This is a genomic window from Rhizobium binxianense, from assembly GCF_028994275.1.
GTDB lineage: Bacteria > Pseudomonadota > Alphaproteobacteria > Rhizobiales > Rhizobiaceae > Rhizobium > Rhizobium binxianense.
This window is the reverse complement of record NZ_CP118713.1, coordinates 198385-216833: the sequence shown is the minus strand read 5'-3', so window position 1 is coordinate 216833 and position 18449 is coordinate 198385. Positions and strand designations below refer to the sequence as shown.

At 63.1% G+C, this 18449-nt stretch carries 22 protein-coding genes; 13 read left to right on the top strand and 9 right to left on the bottom strand.

What is annotated here, in order from left to right:
• Positions 1–316: 316 nt before the first annotated feature.
• The 3 genes from PO860_RS01080 (at position 317) to PO860_RS01070 (ending at position 2770) form a co-directional block, all read left to right on the top strand.
• Positions 317–1240, top strand: a complete 924-nt coding sequence (locus tag PO860_RS01080) for a sulfite exporter TauE/SafE family protein (protein WP_097621918.1) — start codon at positions 317–319, stop codon at positions 1238–1240.
• The gene (locus PO860_RS01075) at positions 1240–2040 is read left to right on the top strand and encodes a TIGR02186 family protein (RefSeq protein WP_183605608.1); all 801 of its coding nucleotides are present in this window, start codon (positions 1240–1242) and stop codon (positions 2038–2040) included. The genes PO860_RS01080 and PO860_RS01075 overlap by 1 nt, the downstream gene beginning before the upstream one ends.
• Positions 2041–2188: 148 nt before the next feature.
• The gene (locus PO860_RS01070) at positions 2189–2770 is read left to right on the top strand and encodes a transglycosylase SLT domain-containing protein (RefSeq protein WP_097621916.1); all 582 of its coding nucleotides are present in this window, start codon (positions 2189–2191) and stop codon (positions 2768–2770) included.
• A 19-nt stretch (positions 2771–2789) separates the two neighbouring features.
• On the opposite strand, the gene pdeM is transcribed toward PO860_RS01070, so the two are convergent.
• The 3 genes from pdeM to PO860_RS01055 form a co-directional block, all read right to left on the bottom strand.
• Complete coding sequence (gene pdeM, locus PO860_RS01065) at positions 2790–3515, bottom strand: ligase-associated DNA damage response endonuclease PdeM (protein ID WP_272783178.1); 726 nt, start codon at positions 3513–3515, stop codon at positions 2790–2792.
• Between the two features lie 27 nt (positions 3516–3542).
• Positions 3543–6053, bottom strand: coding sequence for a ligase-associated DNA damage response DEXH box helicase (locus PO860_RS01060; RefSeq protein ID WP_275038344.1), 2511 nt, complete (start codon positions 6051–6053; stop codon positions 3543–3545).
• A 158-nt stretch (positions 6054–6211) separates the two neighbouring features.
• Complete coding sequence (locus tag PO860_RS01055) at positions 6212–6844, bottom strand: YitT family protein (RefSeq protein WP_273883618.1); 633 nt, start codon at positions 6842–6844, stop codon at positions 6212–6214.
• A gap of 127 nt (positions 6845–6971) precedes the next feature.
• Here PO860_RS01055 and PO860_RS01050 point away from each other — a divergent pair, with 127 nt between their 5' ends.
• Together PO860_RS01050 and PO860_RS01045 are read left to right on the top strand one after the other, a co-directional pair.
• Positions 6972–7472: an RrF2 family transcriptional regulator gene (locus tag PO860_RS01050; protein WP_183605605.1), complete on the top strand. Its 501-nt coding sequence runs from the start codon at positions 6972–6974 to the stop codon at positions 7470–7472.
• Between the two features lie 23 nt (positions 7473–7495).
• Positions 7496–7957, top strand: a complete 462-nt coding sequence (locus tag PO860_RS01045; protein ID WP_183605604.1) for a carboxymuconolactone decarboxylase family protein — start codon at positions 7496–7498, stop codon at positions 7955–7957.
• 52 nt (positions 7958–8009) lie between these two features.
• Here PO860_RS01045 and PO860_RS01040 read toward each other — a convergent pair whose 3' ends face one another.
• The 3 genes from PO860_RS01040 to PO860_RS01030 form a co-directional block, all read right to left on the bottom strand.
• Positions 8010–8144 carry a hypothetical protein gene (locus PO860_RS01040; protein ID WP_275038017.1) on the bottom strand — a complete coding sequence of 45 codons (135 nt, stop codon included), beginning with the start codon at positions 8142–8144 and terminating at the stop codon, positions 8010–8012.
• 136 nt (positions 8145–8280) lie between these two features.
• Complete coding sequence (locus tag PO860_RS01035) at positions 8281–8919, bottom strand: YitT family protein (RefSeq protein WP_272782889.1); 639 nt, start codon at positions 8917–8919, stop codon at positions 8281–8283.
• Between the two features lie 210 nt (positions 8920–9129).
• Positions 9130–10062: a class I SAM-dependent DNA methyltransferase gene (locus tag PO860_RS01030; protein ID WP_275038016.1), complete on the bottom strand. Its 933-nt coding sequence runs from the start codon at positions 10060–10062 to the stop codon at positions 9130–9132.
• Positions 10063–10254: 192 nt separating this feature from the next.
• Between PO860_RS01030 and PO860_RS01025 the strand changes: the two genes are divergently transcribed.
• The 3 genes from PO860_RS01025 to PO860_RS01015 all read left to right on the top strand — a co-directional run bounded on the left by PO860_RS01025 (position 10255) and on the right by PO860_RS01015 (position 12452).
• Positions 10255–10521 (top strand): DUF6460 domain-containing protein, encoded by a 267-nt coding sequence (locus PO860_RS01025; RefSeq protein WP_183605601.1) that lies wholly within the window; start codon positions 10255–10257, stop codon positions 10519–10521.
• Between the two features lies 1 nt (position 10522).
• Complete coding sequence (locus PO860_RS01020) at positions 10523–11020, top strand: CAP domain-containing protein (RefSeq protein ID WP_183605600.1); 498 nt, start codon at positions 10523–10525, stop codon at positions 11018–11020.
• An 85-nt stretch (positions 11021–11105) separates the two neighbouring features.
• Positions 11106–12452, top strand: a complete 1347-nt coding sequence (locus tag PO860_RS01015; RefSeq protein WP_183605599.1) for an MATE family efflux transporter — start codon at positions 11106–11108, stop codon at positions 12450–12452.
• Here PO860_RS01015 and PO860_RS01010 read toward each other — a convergent pair.
• Together PO860_RS01010 and PO860_RS01005 are read right to left on the bottom strand one after the other, a co-directional pair.
• Positions 12428–13516, bottom strand: a complete 1089-nt coding sequence (locus PO860_RS01010; RefSeq protein WP_275038015.1) for a quinone-dependent dihydroorotate dehydrogenase — start codon at positions 13514–13516, stop codon at positions 12428–12430. The two genes, PO860_RS01015 and PO860_RS01010, sit on opposite strands and share 25 nt — an antisense overlap.
• Complete coding sequence (locus tag PO860_RS01005; RefSeq protein WP_272782884.1) at positions 13513–13866, bottom strand: DUF952 domain-containing protein; 354 nt, start codon at positions 13864–13866, stop codon at positions 13513–13515. Before PO860_RS01005 ends, PO860_RS01010 begins: the two co-directional genes overlap by 4 nt.
• A 118-nt stretch (positions 13867–13984) precedes the next feature.
• Between PO860_RS01005 and PO860_RS01000 the strand changes: the two genes are divergently transcribed.
• From PO860_RS01000 to PO860_RS00980, 5 genes are all read left to right on the top strand, one after another.
• Positions 13985–14383, top strand: a complete 399-nt coding sequence (locus PO860_RS01000) for a hypothetical protein (protein WP_183605596.1) — start codon at positions 13985–13987, stop codon at positions 14381–14383.
• Between the two features lie 92 nt (positions 14384–14475).
• Positions 14476–15123: a response regulator gene (locus PO860_RS00995; protein ID WP_183605595.1), complete on the top strand. Its 648-nt coding sequence runs from the start codon at positions 14476–14478 to the stop codon at positions 15121–15123.
• Positions 15124–15270: 147 nt separating this feature from the next.
• Positions 15271–15948: a S24 family peptidase gene (locus PO860_RS00990; protein WP_275038014.1), complete on the top strand. Its 678-nt coding sequence runs from the start codon at positions 15271–15273 to the stop codon at positions 15946–15948.
• An 11-nt stretch (positions 15949–15959) separates the two neighbouring features.
• Positions 15960–16679 carry a thermonuclease family protein gene (locus PO860_RS00985; protein ID WP_275038013.1) on the top strand — a complete coding sequence of 240 codons (720 nt, stop codon included), beginning with the start codon at positions 15960–15962 and terminating at the stop codon, positions 16677–16679.
• A gap of 82 nt (positions 16680–16761) precedes the next feature.
• A complete protein-coding gene (locus PO860_RS00980; RefSeq protein WP_003570543.1) occupies positions 16762–17175 on the top strand; it encodes a tellurite resistance TerB family protein in 414 nt (137 codons plus the stop codon).
• 18 nt (positions 17176–17193) lie between these two features.
• Here the strand turns inward: PO860_RS00980 and PO860_RS00975 are convergent, their stop codons facing one another.
• Positions 17194–18069 (bottom strand): transporter substrate-binding domain-containing protein, encoded by an 876-nt coding sequence (locus PO860_RS00975; RefSeq protein WP_273883622.1) that lies wholly within the window; start codon positions 18067–18069, stop codon positions 17194–17196.
• Between the last annotated feature and the right edge of the window lie 380 nt (positions 18070–18449).

Genomic DNA, 18449 nt, shown 5'->3' with positions numbered 1-18449 from the left:
CCCCTCTCCGTTCCCCTCCTACCTCTCGCAAGGCTTGACCCCGATAGTTTAGGGGAGAGGCAGCTATAGGCGCGGTCCCGGCGGCACTATGCCGCAAGGGTCTTTCCAATTTTTCCGCCGCCTGTCACAAAACCGGAAAAAAGCCGGATTATGCCCGGACATATCGATCCGCGCATCGGCGAATCCTCTGCCACCGATCTCTCCGTCATTCAGGGCCGATCGAAAGCCTCTGGCAACGATTTCACAGTATGGTGCGCATTCGAACGGGGACGTACAGAAACCGGCCGACAGGCGCGGTCATCATTCGGGGTCGGCTGTGACAATCTATCTGCCCATCGCAGAATTGTCGGTGAACATTTTCATCATTCTCGGCATGGGGGCGGCCGTCGGATTCCTGTCGGGAATGTTCGGCGTCGGCGGCGGCTTTCTGATCACGCCGCTGTTGATCTTCTACAATATTCCCCCGGTCGTTGCAGTGGCGACCGGCGCCAACCAAGTCGTGGCGTCGTCGATATCAGGCGCGATCACGCATTTCCGGCGCGGCACGCTCGACGTCAAGCTCGGCACGGTGCTTTTGATCGGTGGCCTCTCGGGCGCGACGGTCGGCATCTGGATCTTCTCGCTGCTGCGCGCCATCGGCCAGCTCGATCTGATCATCTCGCTGATGTACGTCATCTTCCTCGGCACCGTCGGTGGGCTGATGCTGCTCGAAAGCATCAACGCCATGCGGCGGGCTGCGCGCAACGAGCCGCCGGCGCCGCGCAAGCCCGGCCACCAGCACTGGGTGCACAAGCTGCCGCTCAAGGTGCGCTTCAAAAAATCGAAGATCTTTCTCAGCGTCATTCCGATCGTTGCGCTCGGCTTTGCGATCGGCATCCTGACCTCGATCATGGGTGTCGGCGGCGGCTTCATCATGGTGCCGGCGATGATCTATCTCCTGCGCATCCCGACCAATGTCGTCGTCGGCACCTCGCTGTTCCAGATCATCTTCGTCACCGCCTATACGACGATCGTGCAGGCGGCGACGAATTTTTCCGTCGATATCGTGCTCGCCTTCATCCTGATGGTGGCGGGCGTCATCGGCGCGCAATACGGTGTGCGCGTCGGCCAGAAGCTGCGCGGCGAGCAGCTGCGCGCCCTGCTCGGCCTGCTGGTGCTCGCCGTCGGCCTGCGTCTGGCGATCGCGCTGGTGGTGACGCCGGCCGACGTCTATTCGGTGGTGATGGGAGCCGGCAACTGATGCGCCTGCTTGCCGCCGCCATCATGTTGCTTTGCCTGCTGCCGGCGGTGGCCGGAGCGCAATGGCTGCCCGGGCAGTCCACCGAAGCGGTGCGCGAAGGGTTGGAAATCGGCACGTCGACCAGCGAAATCGCCATTACCTCGGACTTCCACGGCGCCGACCTGACGATCTTCGGGGCTCTCTCGAACACCGACCAGCTGCTGCTCGCCATCGGCCAGTATGATGTGGTCGTGGTGCTGGAGGGCCCGCGCCAGGATGCGACGGTGCGCAAGAAGGAGCGCGTCTTCGGCATCTGGGTGAATACGCGCTCGATGACCTTCGAGGCGGTGCCGCACTCCTATTCGATGTCGAGTTCGCGGATGATCGATGACCTGACGACACCGCTCGAACTGACCGATCAGGGGATCGGCATCGATCACATTCCGCTGACGCCGGTCGGCTTCGTCGGCGATGGCAGCAATCTCGGCGAATTCCGGGATGCCTTCCGGCGGCTGCAACAGGGCGGCGGGTTCTACGACCGCAACCCGAGCGGCGTGCGGTTCGTTTCCTCCAACCTCTTCAAGGCGAGCCTGCGCCTGCCGGCGAACATTCCGAACGGCGTCCACACGGTGCGCGCCTATCTGTTCAAGAGCGGCAATCTGGTGACCGAGGAATCGCTGCCGCTGCGCGTCATCAAAACCGGTATCGAGCAGACGATCACCGATGCGGCGCACGGCCAGCCGATCCTCTACGGCTGCGCGGCCGTGGCTCTCGCCGTCATCACCGGCTGGGGCGCCAGCCTGATCTTCCGCAAGGACTGATCCGCCGCAAGCGCGGCGCCGAGGCGCATTCGGATAACGTCAGCTATCCCGGCTGCACAAGGAAACATCCGGGGAAGTTCGTATTCGACTAAAAACCGGTCTTTAACATTTACGAGTTAGTAATCTCTCGGAAACGAGAGGTTTTGTCATGCGTACTCGTATCGTTCTGACCGCCGTGGGTCTCGCGCTGCTTGCCGGCTGCGCGACGGCGCCGAAGCAGACGCGAAACATCTGCGCCGTCTTCGACGAGCGCGACGGGCTTTTCTCCAGCTGGCAGAGTGCTGCCGAGCGGACGCAGAAGAAATATGGCGTACCCGTGCCGATCCTGATGGCGACGATGTATACCGAATCCGGCTTCCAGCCCTATGCGCGGCCGCCGCGCACCAAGCTGTTCGGTTTCATTCCCTGGACCCGGCCCTCGACCGCCTACGGTTATTCGCAGGCGCTCGACGGGACTTGGGATCATTATCAGTCGCAGACCGGAAACTGGACGGCGCGGCGGACGAACTTCGCCGACGCGATCGATTTCATCGGCTGGTATCACTATCAGAACAGCGTGGAGACCGGCATTCCGCTGAACGATGCCTATAATCTCTATCTCGCCTATTATTCCGGCCCGACCGGATACAAGCGCGGCGACTGGCGCTCGAACGGGCAGTTGCAGCAGACGGCGCAGAAGTTCGCGCGGATGGCAGGGACGTATCAGCAGCAATTGCGAGAGTGTGATTGATTTAAGGATGCGCCAAGCGCTATCCCCGCAAATTCCCGTAGCGGACCGAATAAATCCGATCGCGACCCAGTAGATGCGCCACCAGCGAAGCTTTGTCGAACAGGCCTTTCATCGCGTGATGACCGAGGTCGAGGCCGCCGCTCATGACGCCGAAGGCCGGCATCAGGAGGCGAGCGCCATCGGTGGCGAAACACGGGCGGCGGACGGATTTGTCGCGGCGGCGCACGGTCGCCGACGGGTGCAGGTGGCCTGATATTTCGCCGCTCTGCAAGCCGTTCCTCGGCTCGTGACGGAAGGTCAGGCCGGCATAATGCATCTCGTCGGCGGATGTACCCGGCAGATCGACGATGCCGTCGGGATCATGGTTGCCGTTGATCCAGATCCATTCGCGGCCGCGCGCCATATTGACGATCAGCGCCCGAAAATTTTCCGGCAGATGTTTTGAGCCGACGCGGTCGTGGAAATTATCGCCGAGCGACACGACGAGCTTCGGATCATAACGTGAGACGACGGCGGCAAGCACGGTCAGGGTCGCCAGCGTATCGTAAGGCGGCAGCATCATGCCGCGGCGCGCGAAGGCGGCACCCTTTTCCAGATGCAGGTCGGAGACGACGAGCAGGCCGGCATCCGGCAGATAGAGGGCGCCGAGCGGATCGCAGACGGCGCCAATGCCGTTCACCGATGTCTCGATGCCCGGTATCGCGGCCGGTCCCGATATGTCGCGCGCCAGCGCCAGGCGGTTCATCACTGTCGTCATTCCCAAATACAGTCATCATGCCAGAGCTTCGGCGATCAGATCGTCCGCCGCTTCGGCAAGCAGCGCATCATGGGCCTCGCCGGGCACCGCCTCGCGTCCGATTTCCAGCATCACCGGCACGGCTAGCGGGGAAATATGGTCGAGCGGGCGATGGGTGATGTGGCCCCTGATTCGCATCAGCATATCGCCAAGACGCCTAATATCCAAAAGTCCGGTCGCCGCATCCTGGCGGGTTGCCTGCAGCAGGATGTGATCCGGCTCGTGGCTGCGCAGCACGTCGTAGATCAGATCGGCGGAGACGGTGATCTGGCGGCCGCTCTTTTCCTTGCCCGGATGGCGGCGCTCGATCAAGCCCGCAATCACGGCGCAATTGCGGAAGGTGCGCTTCAACAGAAAGGATTCGTCAAGCCAGGCTTCGAGATCGTCGCCGAGCATGTCCGCGTCGAACAGGTCGGAGAGGTTGAGCCGGCCATTGCCGATCATCAGCCCCATATCCTCGAGGCCCCAGACGGCCAGCGAATAATCGGTGGCGACGAAGCCGAGCGGCTTGGCGCCGGCCCGCTCCAGCCGGCGGGTGAGCAGCATGCCGAGCGTCTGGTGGGCGAGACGGCCTTCGAAGGGATAGGCGACCATATAGCCGCGGCTGCCGCGCGGGAAGGTTTCGATCAGGAGCTCGTCGCGCTTCGGCAGCATCGACTTGTCGTTCTGCAGCGACAGCCAGTCGCGCACCTGATCCGGCAGGCGGCGCCAGCGGTCGGGATCGGCGATCATCGTCCGCACCTGCTCGGCGAGATAGGTCGACAGCGGAAACTTGCCGCCGTTGTAGGAGGGGATCTTCGGATCGAGGGAATAGGCCTGCGAGGCCAGACATTCGTTTTCGCGGATGCCCTCGAAACGCAGCACCTTGCCGGAGAAGACGAAAGTATCGCCGGGCGACAATTGCTCAAGGAAATATTCCTCGACCTTCCCCAGCGTGGCGCCGCCGCGGCCGATCCTGCCGCCCTCGCCGCGCTTGACCATGCGGATGTTCAGCATCGGGCTTTCGACGATGGTGCCGAGGTTGAGGCGGTATTGCTGGGCGACCGCAGGATTGGAGACGCGCCAGCGGCCCTCCTTGGTCTTGCGGATACGGGCGTAACGCTCATAGGTGCGGAGCGCATAACCGCCGGTCGCGACGAAATCGACGATGCGCTCGAAGGTCTCCCAGCTGAGATCGGCATAGGGCGAGGCGCTGATGATTTCATCGTAGAGTTCCAGCATGTCGAAAGGTTCGGCGCAGGCCATGCCGAGCACATGCTGGGCGAGCACGTCGAGCGCGCCGTGGCCGACCGGCGGGGTATCCTGGGCGCCGATATAATTGGCGTCAAGCGCTGCCTGGCACTCCATGACCTCGAAGCGGTTGGCGGGCACAAGGATCGCCTTCGACGGTTCGTCCATGCGGTGGTTGGCGCGGCCGATGCGCTGGGCAAGACGCGAGGCACCCTTCGGCGCGCCGACATGGATGACAAGATCGACATCGCCCCAGTCGATGCCGAGATCGAGCGTCGAGGTGGCGACGACGGCGCGCAGCCGGTTTTCGGCCATCGCCGCCTCGACCTTGCGGCGCTGGGCGACGTCGAGGGAGCCGTGGTGGAGCGCGATCGGCAGGTTGTCGTCGTTGATCGTCCACAGCGCCTGGAACAGCATTTCGGCCTGGCTGCGGGTGTTGACGAAGAGCAGCGTCGTCTTGTGTTCGAGGAGCTGCCTATAGATGTCGGGTATGGCGTAGCGGGCGGCATGACCGGCCCAGGGAATGCGCTCTTCGGTCGACAGGATCGAAATATCGGGCTTGGCGCCGCCTTCGACGACGACGAGACCGGCATGGTGCTCCCTGCCTTCCTGTTGGCCAACCAGCCATTTCTGCAAATCCATCGGTTCGGCGACGGTGGCCGACAGGCCGATGGTCTGGAGGCCGGGGGCAAGGCGGCGCAGGCGGGCAAGGCCGAGCGACAGCATATGGCCGCGCTTGGAGGTGACCAGCGAATGCAGCTCGTCGAGGACGATATATTTCAGGTCCTTGAAGAAGCGCTCGGCCTCGCGGTTGGCCAGCAGCAGGGCGACCTGTTCCGGCGTCGTCAGCAGGATGTCCGGCGGGTTGAGCTTCTGGCGCTGGCGCTTGGCGTTCGGCGTATCGCCGGTGCGGTTCTCGATCGTAACCGGCAGGCCCATCTCCGCGACCGGCTTCATCAGATTGCGTTCAATATCGATGGCCAGCGCCTTCAGTGGCGAGACATAGAGCGTGTGGATGCCGGTGAAGGCGGAACCGGGCGGGATCTTGCCGCGGCGGGTGAGATCGGTGAGCGATGGCAGAAAACCGGCGAGCGTCTTGCCGGCGCCGGTCGGCGCGATCAGCAGCGTGCTTTCGCCGGCCTCGGCGCGGGTAAGCAATTCCAGCTGATGGGCACGCGGGCGCCAGCCCTTTTCCGCAAACCAGCGGGTAAAGGCGGCAGGCAGCAGGGCACGGGCTTCGGAATCGATCTGGTCCACGCCCTGAAGGTAGTGAAAGCTCAAGGAAAAAGAAGAGCGTCCCGCCCTTATGAGCATGATGCCGAAAAGTGTGAGCGGTTTTCGGACGACATCATGGCCTGCTTCCTTGATCCAGATCCGGATGATTTCAGGCTGGAGCAGCCAGAAATCACCCGGATCTAGATTGCGATATAGCGGTCCTTGCGGTGGTTGATGGCAATCGTGAGGTTGAGCACGACGGCACCGAGCACGGAGCAGGCGATGATGAGGGGGCTGGCGACGAAGAAGGACAGCGCCAGGATGACGCAGTCGAAGCCGAGCTGAACGAGGCCGGCCCGCCAGCCGAGACGATCCTGGATGTAGAGGGCAAGGATGCCGATGCCGCCGAGACTGGCGCGGTGGCGGAAAAGCGCCAGCATGCCGGCGCCGATGACGAGGCCGCCGAACAGCGCGCCGGCGATAGGATTGACATGCGCGATGCCGATAAAGCCCGGGACGAATTCGGACAGGACCGAGGTCAGCGCAATGGCGGCGAAGGTCTTGATGGTGAAGGCAGGCCCCAAGCGGCGGAAGGCGAGATAATAAAAGGGCAGGTTCACGGCGAAGAAGCACAGGCCGAAGCTGAAGCCCGTCGCATAATGGGCGAGGAAGGCCATGCCCGCCGTGCCGCCGGCAAGCAGCCCGGCGCCGGAGAGCAGCGAGACGCCGAGCACGGCGAGCATGCTGCCGGCGACGATGCCCTGGGCGTCGTCGAAGCGCGAATGACGATCGGCGCTGGAATTCAGAAGGCCTGAGAAGGCGTTGGATGCCATGTTGTTCCCCTGTCGGCTTTTTCCCTCTTCTATCCGGCGGAGGCATAAAGGCAAGCAGGGACGGCGCCTCTTGACATCAGCCTTAATCGTAGATATTTTTTATCCACGAATTGAGGAGGCCGCCTGCATGAAGATGAGCGACGGGGTCGAGCAGGCCATTCACAGCGTAGCGATGCTTTCCGGCCTCACCGCAGGCGGCGTGCTTTCGGCCGCGGCGCTGGCGGAATTCCACGGTGTGTCGACGAGTTATCTCTTGAAGCACCTGCAGGCGCTGTCGGGGGCGGGCATCCTCGATACCGTACCGGGGCCGAGGGGCGGATATCGGCTGGCGAAGGCGGCTGAGGAGATCTCACTGCTCGACATCCTGCTCGCGGTTGAAGGACCGGCCCCGGCTTTCCGCTGCGCCGAAATCCGCCAGCGCGGGCCGAACCCGGTCTCCGACCGCTTCTTCGCCAAGCCCTGCAACATCAGCGCGGCGATGCTTCGGGCCGAGCGGGTCTATCGGGCCGAACTCGCCAAGACCAGCATCGCCGATATCGGCATCGAACTGAATACCCTCGACGACGGATCGATCGCAGCCAGAGGCTGCGCCTTCCTTGAAATCCATGAACGCAAGACGGCTCGTTGAGCCACTCACACCGGAGAAAGACCATGCAACCACGTTTCAACTTCGCCAAAGCCGCTCCCGACGCCTACAAGGCGGTCGCCGCACTCGAGCAATATGTCCAGTCTTCCGGGCTGGAGCGCCGCTTCATCCACCTGATCAAGCTGCGCGCCTCGCAGATCAACGGCTGCGCCTATTGCGTCGACATGCATGTGAAGGAAGCCCGCCATGATGGGCTCTCCGAACAATGGATCAACCTGATGTGCGTCTGGCGGGAATCGCCCGTCTATGACGCCCGCGAACGCGCCCTGCTCGGCTGGGTCGACGCGGTCACCAACATCGCCAAATCAGGCGCCCCGGATGCCGACTACGAGACGCTGAAGGCGCATTTCTCCGAGAAGGAGATGACTGAGATCACGGTGGCGATCGGCGCGATCAATATCTGGAACCGCCTCGCTGTCGGCTTCCGCTCGCAGCATCCGGTCGATGCCGCGCCGAAGGCAGCGTGACCGATATCGACGAGAAACCGACCCGAAAATCTCGGGTCGGTCGAATATCTGATCAATCCTGATCGGCAGCGGCCCGTGCGGCAACGGCGTCAGACCCATTGTCCGAGAGGTCGATGCTGTTGAATATGTCGCGGACGACTCTGGTAATTTCCTCTGCGGAAGCGCCCTTGGCGTATTCTTCCTGCATGCGGCGTCTCACAAGTTTTTCCAAATCTGACATAACTCACCTCATCAAATCCGGCGCGGGAGGAGTGTCGCGCCGGGGCTGGTATCAGGCAAGTTACGATTTGTTTAGAATGGCTTACCGTTTTGTAAGGTTAGATCTACAGCGCGATGTAGCGATCGGCGCGGTGGTTGATGGCGACGAAGAGGTTGAGGACGACGGCGCCGAGGACGGAATAGAAGACGACCGGTGGGGTGGTGACGAAGAAGGCGGCGGCGAGCACGCACAGGTCGATGGCGAGCTGGACGAGGCCGGCGCGGATGCCGAAACGCTCCTGCAGATAGATGCCGAGAATGCCGACGCCGCCGAGGCTGGCGCGGTGGCGATAGAGCGCCAGCAGGCCGAAACCGAGCAGCAGGCCGCCGAGCAGGGCCGCCCAGGCCGGATGAATGCTCGATATCGAAAAGAACCGCGACTGCACATCTGCCAACACCGAGGTCAGGCCGATGGCGATGAAGGTCTTGATGGTGAAGGCCATGCCGAGGCGCTTCCATGAGAGATAGAAGAATGGCAGGTTGAGCAGGAAGAAGGCGAGGCCGAAATTGACGCCGAAGGCATAATGCAGGAGGAAAGCCACACCGGCGGTGCTGCCGGTGAGAAGGCCGGCGCTGGCGAGCACGTAGAGCCCAAGTGCGGCAACGAGGCTGCCGGAGAATATGCCCTGCATATCTTCGATCGGGGTGTGGCGCGTCGCACTGGTATTCCAGACGCCGCCAAGGGCATTGATGAGCTGTGTCATGTCGCCAGTCTCCACGGCAGACGAGTTGAGAAGCACGCTCGGGAAGACCTGGGCGCGATGGAATTTTGCACAATGAAAGAAGCCAGAGCACCTCGGCGATAATTGCCGCGCTCTCTGCTGATGCGGTGCAGTATCGGGTTTTTCGGGCTTCCGATCAAGCTAAATAGGTAAGCAATACTGACCTATAAAAACATCGCAAGAAAAGTTCGCTCACGCCGCCTTGCGCGTAAGGAACAGAATGCCGGACACCGGCTTTCCGCCATCTTTGCGAATGACCGACTTGACGGTCGCAAGGATTTCGAGGTCGTGGCGGGCAAGAAGCATGCTGACATAGCTTTCCGAATGGGCGTAACGCAGCGACGGGGCCAGATGAAAACCATCGCCATGGCCCGTATCCTCGACGGAAAAGGCGATATCGGCGCCTGGCGCAGCGAGTTCTCCGATGATGGCAAAGACGCTTTCGAGATTGCCGAGATACATCAGCACATCGGCTGCCGTCACCAGATCGGCGCGATGGCGCCCGGCACCCGCAAAGAGCCCGGAGAGCTCGGGCGCGAGCGAGAGATCGGCCCGGGCGAGGTGATCATAAACCCGCTTCTCGGCGGCCTTGGCCAGCATGTTCTGCGAGAGGTCGAAGCCTTCGAGATGGGCGACATTGGCGCGGATCTCCGGGCCGAGCAGGCCGGTGCCGCAGCCGAGATCGACGGCGCGGTCGTAATGCCTGCCGGTGGAGGCGACGAGGGCTGCGAGCTTCTGCGGGACGCTGTAGTCGAGTTTGTCGACAAGGGCTGATTCGAATCGATCGGCATAATCGTCGAAAAGGCGCTCGACATAGGGGCTCAGCGGACGATCGGGCGTGGCGACATCGCCGAGAAGGGCGAGCTTGAGGGCGGCGCCGAAAATATCATCGGGATCGAGGGCAAGCGTCTTGCGATAGGCTTCGATCGCGGCAACCGCCCTGCCCGCCTTTTCCAGATAGGTGGCGAGGCGATACCAGCCGGCGGCCCAGGCGGGCACGAGTTCGAGCGCCTGCTCCATCAGCTCGGCCGCCGCCCCCGGCTCACCGCCCTCTTCGAGCATCCTGGCATAATCGGCGCGGCGGTCGGCGATGACATCGCCGGAGGAAAGCTGGTGGGGCTGCATCAACGGACCTATTGGTTGGCCCGCATTTGGCGGCGGTCACAAAAAAACTCAAGTCCTATTTCAGAGGCGAAGCGGCCCAGCCACAAAGGGAGCGAATCGGCCAAGCCCGCAAGGGGCTTAGGGGCCAATTCCGGAAAGGGCTTGCGGGCTGAAGGCCGTGACCTTATTCCAAGGGCAAATAGGAGATGGCGTATGTCCGATCAGGCGAACAGATTCCTCGGCGATTCAATCGGCCGCACATTGATAAAGCTTATCGTGGTGTCGCTGATCGTTGGTTTCGTCATGACCGTGTTCGGGCTGACGCCGTGGAATATCATCTATGGAATCCGCGACTTCATCCTGGAAATCTGGCACCGCGGCTTTGCGGCCCTCGGGCGCGTCGGCGATTATCTGATCCTCGGCGCGACGATCGTCATTCCGCTCTTCGTCATCCTTCGCCTTTTCAGCTATCGCCGGTAATATGACATCCATCGATCTTTCCCGGCGCGGGCTGCTGCGCCTTTCCGGACTTGCGCTCGCCGCCGGCATCGCCGGCTGCACCACGACCCCGCGAATCGCCGGCACGCCCTCGGACGGCGAGGACGAGACGGCGCGCGTGCTGCCGCTCGTCAACCAGCTCAGGGCAAAGAACGGCCTGCCGCCGCTGGCCATCGACCCGGCCGCGAGTAACGCCGCTCTGTTCCAGGCCAAACGCATGGCGAGCGCCGGCAAGATGGCGCATCTGATGGGGATGACCGACAGTTTCGGCGCACGTGTGAAAGCAAGTGGTGTCCGGCTGCCGGCGGCCGAGAATATCGCCTCCGGCCAGCAGAGCGTCGATGCGGTGGTGACCGCCTGGATCAATTCGCCGCATCATCTGGAAAACATGCTCGGCCGTTATGACGGCCTCGGCGTCGCCGTCGCCCATAATGCCTCTTCCCGGAACCTGCCCTATTGGGCCATGGTGCTTTCCAGCTGAGGCGATTCCGCCTGCAGCAGTTCAAGTGATGCAGCGTCTGTTGCGCGTCTGAAACGACGCCTGGCGCTGCCGCGACGAGGCCGGCATGGATACACGCAGCAATCACAACGCGCTTGCTTTCGACGTGACGCACCTGATGGTGCTGTCGATCGCGCTTCCGATGACGCTCGGCTTCATGACGACGCCGCTGCTCGGGCTGACGAACACCGCCGTGGTCGGCCGGATGGGCAATGCGGAGGCGCTGGCGGGGTTGGCGATCGGCGCGATGCTTTTCGATCTCATCCTCGGCAGCTTCAACTTCCTGCGCGCTTCGACGACAGGGCTGACGGCGCAGGCTTACGGCCGGCGCGACCAGCACGAGCAGCAGGCGGTTTTCTCCCGGGCGCTGATTTCGGCGCTCGGCTGCGGGCTGGCGCTGCTCTGTCTTTCGCCGCTGCTGATGGCGGCGGGCTTGACGCTGATGGGGGCGGAAGGCGCGATCGCCGAGGCGACCAGCACCTATTTCTCGATCCGCATGCTGGCGGCACCGGCAGCGCTCGCCAATTACGCCATCCTCGGCTTCGTGCTCGGGCGCGGACAGGGCAATGTCGGGCTGCTGCTGCAGGCGATCATCAACGGCATCAACATCCTGCTTTCCATCTATCTCGGCCTGAAGCTCGACTGGGGTGTGGCGGGGGTCGCCTGGGGAACGATGGCCGGCGAAACGGTCGGCGCGCTCGCCGGGCTTTTCATCGTGCTCAGCGGCTTTGACAAGACAGAGCGGCCGGCATGGGCGGAGATCGTTTCCAGGCACCGGCTGGCCGAGCTTTTCGCGCTCAATCGCGACATCCTGATCCGCACCTTCGTGCTGATCGGCGCCTTCACCATCATGACGCGGATCGGCACCGGCTTCGGCGCGGTGACGCTGGCCGCCAATGCCGTGGTGATGAATTTCTTCCTGCTGTCAGGCTATTATCTCGACGGGCTTGCCAATGCCGCCGAACAGATCATCGGCCGGGCGATCGGCGCACATTACCGGCCGGCCTTCGACCGCGGGCTGAAGCTTACGACCCTGTGGTCCTTCGGATTGGCGGCGCTCGGCTCCGCCTTCTTCTTCCTCGCCGGCCCTTGGCTGATCTCGGTGCTGACGACCTCACCCGAAGTGCGGCAGGCGGCCGAAACCTATCTGCCCTGGGCGGCGGTGACCGGGCTGACCGGCGCGCTCGCCTTCCTGATGGACGGGGTCTTCATCGGCGCGACATGGTCGGCCGAAATGCGCAACCGGATGCTGATGTCCTTTGCCGGTTATCTCCTGATGCTCGCGGTCTTCGTGCCGCTCTTCGGCAATCACGGCCTGTGGCTGGCGATGAACGCCTTTTTGCTCTTTCGCGGCGTCTTGCTGGCGATGCTGGTCAAGCGCCGGGCCGATCAGACCTTCCGCGCCGCCCAATAATCCAGCCTGGTGTCGCGCAGGTCGCTGATCGAGGCGGCCTTTTCGCGGTCCAGGAGTTTCGACAGGCCGCGGACGATATCGCCGGCCAAGCCAGGGCCTTCATAGACCATGCAGGAATAGAGTTGGACGAGATCGGCGCCCGCCCGGATCTTTTCCAGCGCGGTTTCGGCCGAGGAGACGCCGCCGACGCCGATGATCGGCAGATCGGGGCCGACGCGCTTGCGCATCCGGGCGAGCACCGCCGTCGACTTTTCGAACAGCGGCACGCCGGAAAGGCCGCCCGCCTCCTTCGCCTGGCGCTGATCCTTGAGGCCGTCGCGCGACAGCGTGGTGTTGGAGACGATCAGCCCATCCAGCGCATGCGAGAGCACTTCCGCGGCGATATCGTCCATGCCTTCCTCGGTCAAATCGGGGGCGATCTTCAGGAAGACCGGGATCTTCCGGCCTGTTGTCGCCGCCATCTCGTCGCGCGCCGCCAGCACGGACGACAGCAGCGCGTCCAGGCTTTCGCGCGCCTGCAGGTCGCGCAGGCCCGGCGTGTTCGGCGAGGAGATGTTGGCGGTGAAATAGCGCGCGACGGAATAAAAGCGGCGGATGCCGGCGACATAATCGGCGATGCGATCTTCGCTGTCCTTGTTGGCGCCGATATTGACGCCGATCATACCGCCGCCCGTGAGCGCGACGAGGCGCCCGAAGGCGGCATCATGGCCTTCATTGTTGAAGCCGAGGCGGTTGATGACGCCTTCATCCTCCACCAGGCGGAAGATGCGCGGGCGCGGATTGCCGGATTGCGGCTTCGGCGTCACCGTGCCGATCTCGGTAAAACCGAAGCCGAGCTTCAGCAGCGCTTCCGGCACCTCGGCATTCTTGTCGTAGCCGGCAGCCATGCCGAGCGGATTTTCGAAGGTAAGGCCGGCGACGGTCTGGCGCAGACGCGGATCGGGGGTAATCTGACAGGCGGGCACCAGGCCAGATTTCAGCGCGGCGATCGACATGCCGTGCGCCGTTTCCGGATCGAACAGGAAGAGACCCTTGCGGGCGAGACGCTTGAAGGGATCGATCATGGCGCAAGCTCCGGGAAGATATGGGCGCCGGCCTTGTCGAGCGGCAGCGCCGCCTCCCAGAGCACGGCTGCCAGCGGCAGATCGGCGAAGAGATGCGGGAAGAGATCGCCGCCGCGTGAGGGTTCGAAGACCAGCTTGTCACCGAAGCCGCTGCCATCAACGGCAATCAGCAGCAGGCCGGACTGGCCGGCAAAATGCAGGGCGGCGGTCTGCTTCACCTGGGCTGCCGTCGAGAAATGGATGAAGCCATCCTTGAGATCGATGCCGGCGCCATGAAAAATGCCGGTTTGTCTGGCTTGCTGCCAAAGCGTTTCCGTCACGATCTTGTAAAGGGTCGGTGTCACGCTCATTATGGCCTCGCAATTGCTGGTCCTTGGGTCACGAGGGCTTTGCCGGAAAGAGGCGGCGATGTCCACGCCCCGACGCAAAAAACGGGACTGCTAGAACAGAATTCCGGAGGATGAGACGATGAAGATTTTGGTTCTCACACTTGGCGTTATTCTCCTGCCGTTGGCGGCCGCAGCCGCGGAAGCCGATGCGGGCCGCTTCCAGCTGGAAAAGAGCGGCGACCATTTCGTCCGGCTCGACCGGCAGACCGGGGCGATGTCGATCTGCCAGGACAAGGACGGCGCCCTCGTCTGTCGGATGGCGGCGGATGAGCGGGCGGCCTATGAGGACGAACTCGACCGGCTTTCCGAGCGGGTGACGAAGCTGGAACAAGGCGGCGTCATCCAGCGGGCGCTGCCGAGTGATGCCGAGGTCGAGCGTTCGATCAGCATCATGGAACGGATGATGAAGAGTTTCATGGGGATGGTGAAGGAGTTCCGGGCCGAGGAAAACACCAATCCCCTTCCGCAGAAGACCTGATCTGATATAGTCCTATACCAGCAAACCAGCATTCAACGCGGAGGGACGGCGTCGCATGCCGGCATGATCGGGCTCTTGGGAGGGAGTTTTCGATGCACGAACAGACCATCATCATCGCCGACGATCATCCGCTTTTCCGCGACGCGCTGCGCCAGGCGGTCATCGGCATGGAGGGCCGGCAGTCGATTATCGAAGCCGGCGATTTTGCGGCCGCACGCAAGGCGGCCGGCGCCCATGCGGATGCCGACCTGATGTTGCTCGATCTCGCCATGCCTGGTGTCAGCGGCTTTTCCGGCCTGATGGCGCTGCGCTCCGAATTCGCCAGCCTGCCGATCGTCATCGTCTCGGCAACCGACGATGCGACCACGATCCGCCGGGCGCTGGAACTCGGCGCTTCCGGCTTCATTTCCAAATCTTCCGGCATCGACGACATTCGCCGCAGCATCCAGACGGTGCTGGCCGGCGATATCGCCACGCCCGAAAGCTATCGCGACGGGCAGGAGCAGGATCCGGATGTCGCCGACCTGATCCGCCGCCTGCATACGCTGACGCCGCAGCAAAGCCGGGTGCTGACCATGCTTGCCGAAGGGCTTTTGAACAAGCAGATCGCCTACGAACTCGGCGTCTCCGAGGCGACGATCAAGGCGCATGTCTCGGCGATCCTGCTGAAACTCGATGTCGACAGCCGGACGCAGGCGGTCATTCAGCTCGGCAAGATCAACATGGCGATGGTCGCCTGAACGCCCAGCAGCGAAATGACATCCGATATCGGCCGGCGGCTAAGCGCAGGATTTTATTCCTCTTTTGCCTTTACTCAGGCGGTACGGTCGGTTAATATTCGGCCCGGTTGAAGCGCGGCGTGCACGAGCCGCCGGGATCAGGCGCATATGCTGTCACACGAGCAGATCTGGGGGGCGATCGACAGGCTTGCCGAACGGCACGCGCTGACGCCATCCGGTCTTGCACGGCGCGCCGGGCTCGACCCCACCTCCTTCAACAAGTCGAAGCGGCTTTCCGCCGACGGGCGGCTGCGCTGGCCCTCGACGGAATCGATCGCCAAGGTGCTCGACGCGACGGGGGCGAGCATGGAGCAGTTTCTTGCCTTCCTGCGGCCGGGCGCCGCGACTTCCGGACAAGGGGCCGAACAGCCTGATCGCGCGGTTCCGCCGCAGGGCAGCTCGATTCCGCTGCTCGGCTTCGCCCAGGCCGGCGCCGGCGGCTTCTTCGACGATGGCGGCTTTCCGGCCGGCCAGGGCTGGGACGTGGTGGAATTTCCGACAGCCCCGTCGCAGAAATCAGGCGTCTATGCGCTGGAGGTGCAGGGCGAAAGCATGATGCCGCTCTATCGCGACGGCGACGTGCTGATCGTCGAGCCGGCGGCGCAGGTGCGCCGCAACGACCGCGTCGTGGTCAGAACACGCGAGGGCGAGGTGATGGCCAAGGTGCTGCTGCGCCAGAGCCCGCGGTCGATCGAGCTGCTGTCGCTCAATCCCGACCATCCCAACCGCACCCTCGAGCTTTCCGATGTCGATTGGATCGCCCGCATCATCTGGGCCAGCCAATAGGAAGATATTCCATGCGCCCTGCCGCCGTCTTTACAGGTCTCATCGGGATGGCGGTGGTGGCCGGCCTGCTGATGGCCGGCGAAGCAAGGCTTCGCGGCGGCACCGCCGGCGACGAAACGGTATCTACGGAGGAGACGGCAAGCGCCGCGGCGGTTGCGGCTCCCGAGCCCGGCGAACCCGCGATATCGGACGAACAAGCCGAAAGGATCGCCGGCTTGGCGGAACCGGCGCCACCTCCAGCGCCGGGAGCAGGCGCAGGACCGGGCGACCGCGAGGCAGCCAAACCCACCGATGTCACTCAGCAAGCCCAAACCGCCACCCAGCAAGCGGCAGGTCCGGCCGCGAAAAAGCCGGTGGAGCTGGCGCGGCCGGCGGTCGAAAATGCCGGCAGTCTTTCGTTCGGCGAGCGCCGGCTTCAGCTTGCCGGCGTCATTCCGACAGCCGCCGATAAAATATGCGGGCCGGCGGGCCGGCAATGGCCCTGCGGCATGATGGCGAAGACGGCGCTGCGCCAGCTGCTGCGCAACCGGAGCGTCAGCTGCGATCTCGATACCGCGCAATGGAAGGGAACCGTGTCGGCAACCTGCCGGCTCGGCCCGCAGGATCTCGGCGCATGGCTTATCGAAAACGGCTGGGCGGAAGCGGCGGCGGGTTCGCCGCTTGCATCAGCCGCCGAGACGGCCAGGCAGGCGGGAAAAGGCATTTACGGCGACGACCCGCGCCGAAGATAACCAGCGGCCTTGACAGGGAGCCGATCCCTTGTAATGCCGGCTGCCAATTCCTACTCTGGGCTGATTGAAAAGGGAATCAGAGATGAACAAGCCGCTTTCCGCCCATGACGCGCTGATCTACGTGATGGTGATGGCCTCCGCCGTCGACAGCACGATGAACGACCGGGAGATGGAAAGGATCGGCCAGCTGATCGGCTTCCTGCCCGTCTTCCGGGATTTCGATGACGACAAGCTGATTTCGGTGGCGCGCGACTGCGCCTCACTGCTTGCCGGACCGGAAGGCCTCGACGTCGTTCTCGAAACCGTGCGCGACACCCTGCCGGCAAAACTCTACGACACCGCCTATGCGCTGGCCGTCGAAGTCGCTTCCGCCGATCTTTCGGTCAAGGCGGAGGAACTCCGGCTGCTCAGCCTGCTGCGCGACCGGCTCGGCTTGGACAAGCTCACCTGCGCGGCGATCGAACGCAGCGCGATTGCTCGTTTCCGCAAGGGCTGAACAAATTGGACCGCGGCTTCAATAGAGCCCGTAGGGAAAATACCTGAGATAGATTTCCTGAAGACGACCGTTGCGCGACAGCGTAGCGAGCGCGTGGTCGATGGCCGCCGTCAGCACGCTGTCCTTCTGCCGCAGCATGATCGTCATGCCCTCGCCGAGGAATTGTTCGGAGAGATAGGGGCCGTCGAACAGCGCGCAGCATTTGGCCGAGGCCGGCGAGGAAACCCAGAAAGAAAGTTGCAGCGCATCGGCAAAGGCGGCATCGACCTTGCGGTCCTTGAGCGCCGCCAGCAGGGCGTCCTTGGTGTCGAAGGCTTGCGCTTTGATCGCCGGAAAGAAGGCTGAAAGCATCGCCTCATGCACCGTCCCCCTGACGACACCGACCGGATGGCTGGAAAGCGCAGCAGCGGTCTTTCCGTCGAGCGGCAGGGCGAGATTGCGGACGAAGCGTGCCGGCAGCATCAGGTAGGGCCGGGAGAAAAGGAATTGCCGGCGCAGCTCCGGGGTCACGGCAAGACCGGCGATAACCGCATCGCCCTGCGAGGCGGCGAGCGCATCCTTCAAATCGGCAAAGGGAATCGCCTGGATCTGGCACTTGTCCGAGATCTCCAGCTCGCTGCAGATTTCGCGGGCGAGGTCGACATTGAAACCGGACAGCTTGCCGTTCTGATCGGTGAAATTGAACGGCGGAAAATCGACCGAGGTCAGGAAGCGCAGCCGCACCAACGAAGAGAGATCGGGCCTGGCAAGACGCTCGCGGGCATCGAAGAGCAGCGGCAGCGAAGGCGCCGCCTGCTGCGCGGATGCGGCAAGACTCGACAAAAGTGCTGACAAAAACAGGCCGAACGCGAGAAAGCCCTTCAGAGTCAGGGATGCCAGCTTGGATTGTGTCATCGTGGTCTTGGTCTCGGGGTTCAGGGGCAAGCGTTGCGGCGTCGGCAAGATGTATCAGAGTCATACGGGACGGGGAATATGGGTGGGAGTGACGGGAGCGGACGACAGTCGCGTCGGCACACCCGCCTCGCCCTTCGAGGCCCCTGGCGCTCCAAGGCTTTGTCTTGGGCACGAACCTCTCAGCCCCCTAAAAATTGCCGGCATCCGCCGCCCCCCGTGTTAGCGCAGAATTAAAGAATATCGCCTTTTATTTGTGGCGACGACATCGGACCCCGCCAGCCGATCGCATGATGCACCCGTCAGTCCAAACATATCCTTGAACCGCGATATTGAAGCAGCACCTTTTCTGCAGCAATTGATTTCAAAAGCACCGGGCGCGC

Coding starts and splice junctions, on each gene's coding strand:
- PO860_RS01055 (WP_273883618.1), bottom strand. CDS start 6,844: ATGGCATCCAACGCCTTCTCAGGCCTTCTGAATTCCAGCGCCGATCGT.
- pdeM (WP_272783178.1), bottom strand. CDS start 3,515: ATGAACCGCCTGGCGCTGGCGCGCGACATATCGGGACCGGCCGCGATA.
- PO860_RS01070 (WP_097621916.1), top strand. CDS start 2,189: ATGCGTACTCGTATCGTTCTGACCGCCGTGGGTCTCGCGCTGCTTGCC.
- PO860_RS01025 (WP_183605601.1), top strand. CDS start 10,255: ATGTCCGATCAGGCGAACAGATTCCTCGGCGATTCAATCGGCCGCACA.
- PO860_RS01040 (WP_275038017.1), bottom strand. CDS start 8,144: ATGCAGGAAGAATACGCCAAGGGCGCTTCCGCAGAGGAAATTACCAGA.
- PO860_RS01000 (WP_183605596.1), top strand. CDS start 13,985: ATGAAGATTTTGGTTCTCACACTTGGCGTTATTCTCCTGCCGTTGGCG.
- PO860_RS01015 (WP_183605599.1), top strand. CDS start 11,106: ATGGATACACGCAGCAATCACAACGCGCTTGCTTTCGACGTGACGCAC.
- PO860_RS01045 (WP_183605604.1), top strand. CDS start 7,496: ATGCAACCACGTTTCAACTTCGCCAAAGCCGCTCCCGACGCCTACAAG.
- PO860_RS01050 (WP_183605605.1), top strand. CDS start 6,972: ATGAAGATGAGCGACGGGGTCGAGCAGGCCATTCACAGCGTAGCGATG.
- PO860_RS01020 (WP_183605600.1), top strand. CDS start 10,523: ATGACATCCATCGATCTTTCCCGGCGCGGGCTGCTGCGCCTTTCCGGA.
- PO860_RS00975 (WP_273883622.1), bottom strand. CDS start 18,069: ATGACACAATCCAAGCTGGCATCCCTGACTCTGAAGGGCTTTCTCGCG.
- PO860_RS00980 (WP_003570543.1), top strand. CDS start 16,762: ATGAACAAGCCGCTTTCCGCCCATGACGCGCTGATCTACGTGATGGTG.
- PO860_RS01005 (WP_272782884.1), bottom strand. CDS start 13,866: ATGAGCGTGACACCGACCCTTTACAAGATCGTGACGGAAACGCTTTGG.
- PO860_RS01035 (WP_272782889.1), bottom strand. CDS start 8,919: ATGACACAGCTCATCAATGCCCTTGGCGGCGTCTGGAATACCAGTGCG.
- PO860_RS01030 (WP_275038016.1), bottom strand. CDS start 10,062: ATGCAGCCCCACCAGCTTTCCTCCGGCGATGTCATCGCCGACCGCCGC.
- PO860_RS00985 (WP_275038013.1), top strand. CDS start 15,960: ATGCGCCCTGCCGCCGTCTTTACAGGTCTCATCGGGATGGCGGTGGTG.
- PO860_RS01010 (WP_275038015.1), bottom strand. CDS start 13,516: ATGATCGATCCCTTCAAGCGTCTCGCCCGCAAGGGTCTCTTCCTGTTC.
- PO860_RS00990 (WP_275038014.1), top strand. CDS start 15,271: ATGCTGTCACACGAGCAGATCTGGGGGGCGATCGACAGGCTTGCCGAA.
- PO860_RS01075 (WP_183605608.1), top strand. CDS start 1,240: ATGCGCCTGCTTGCCGCCGCCATCATGTTGCTTTGCCTGCTGCCGGCG.
- PO860_RS00995 (WP_183605595.1), top strand. CDS start 14,476: ATGCACGAACAGACCATCATCATCGCCGACGATCATCCGCTTTTCCGC.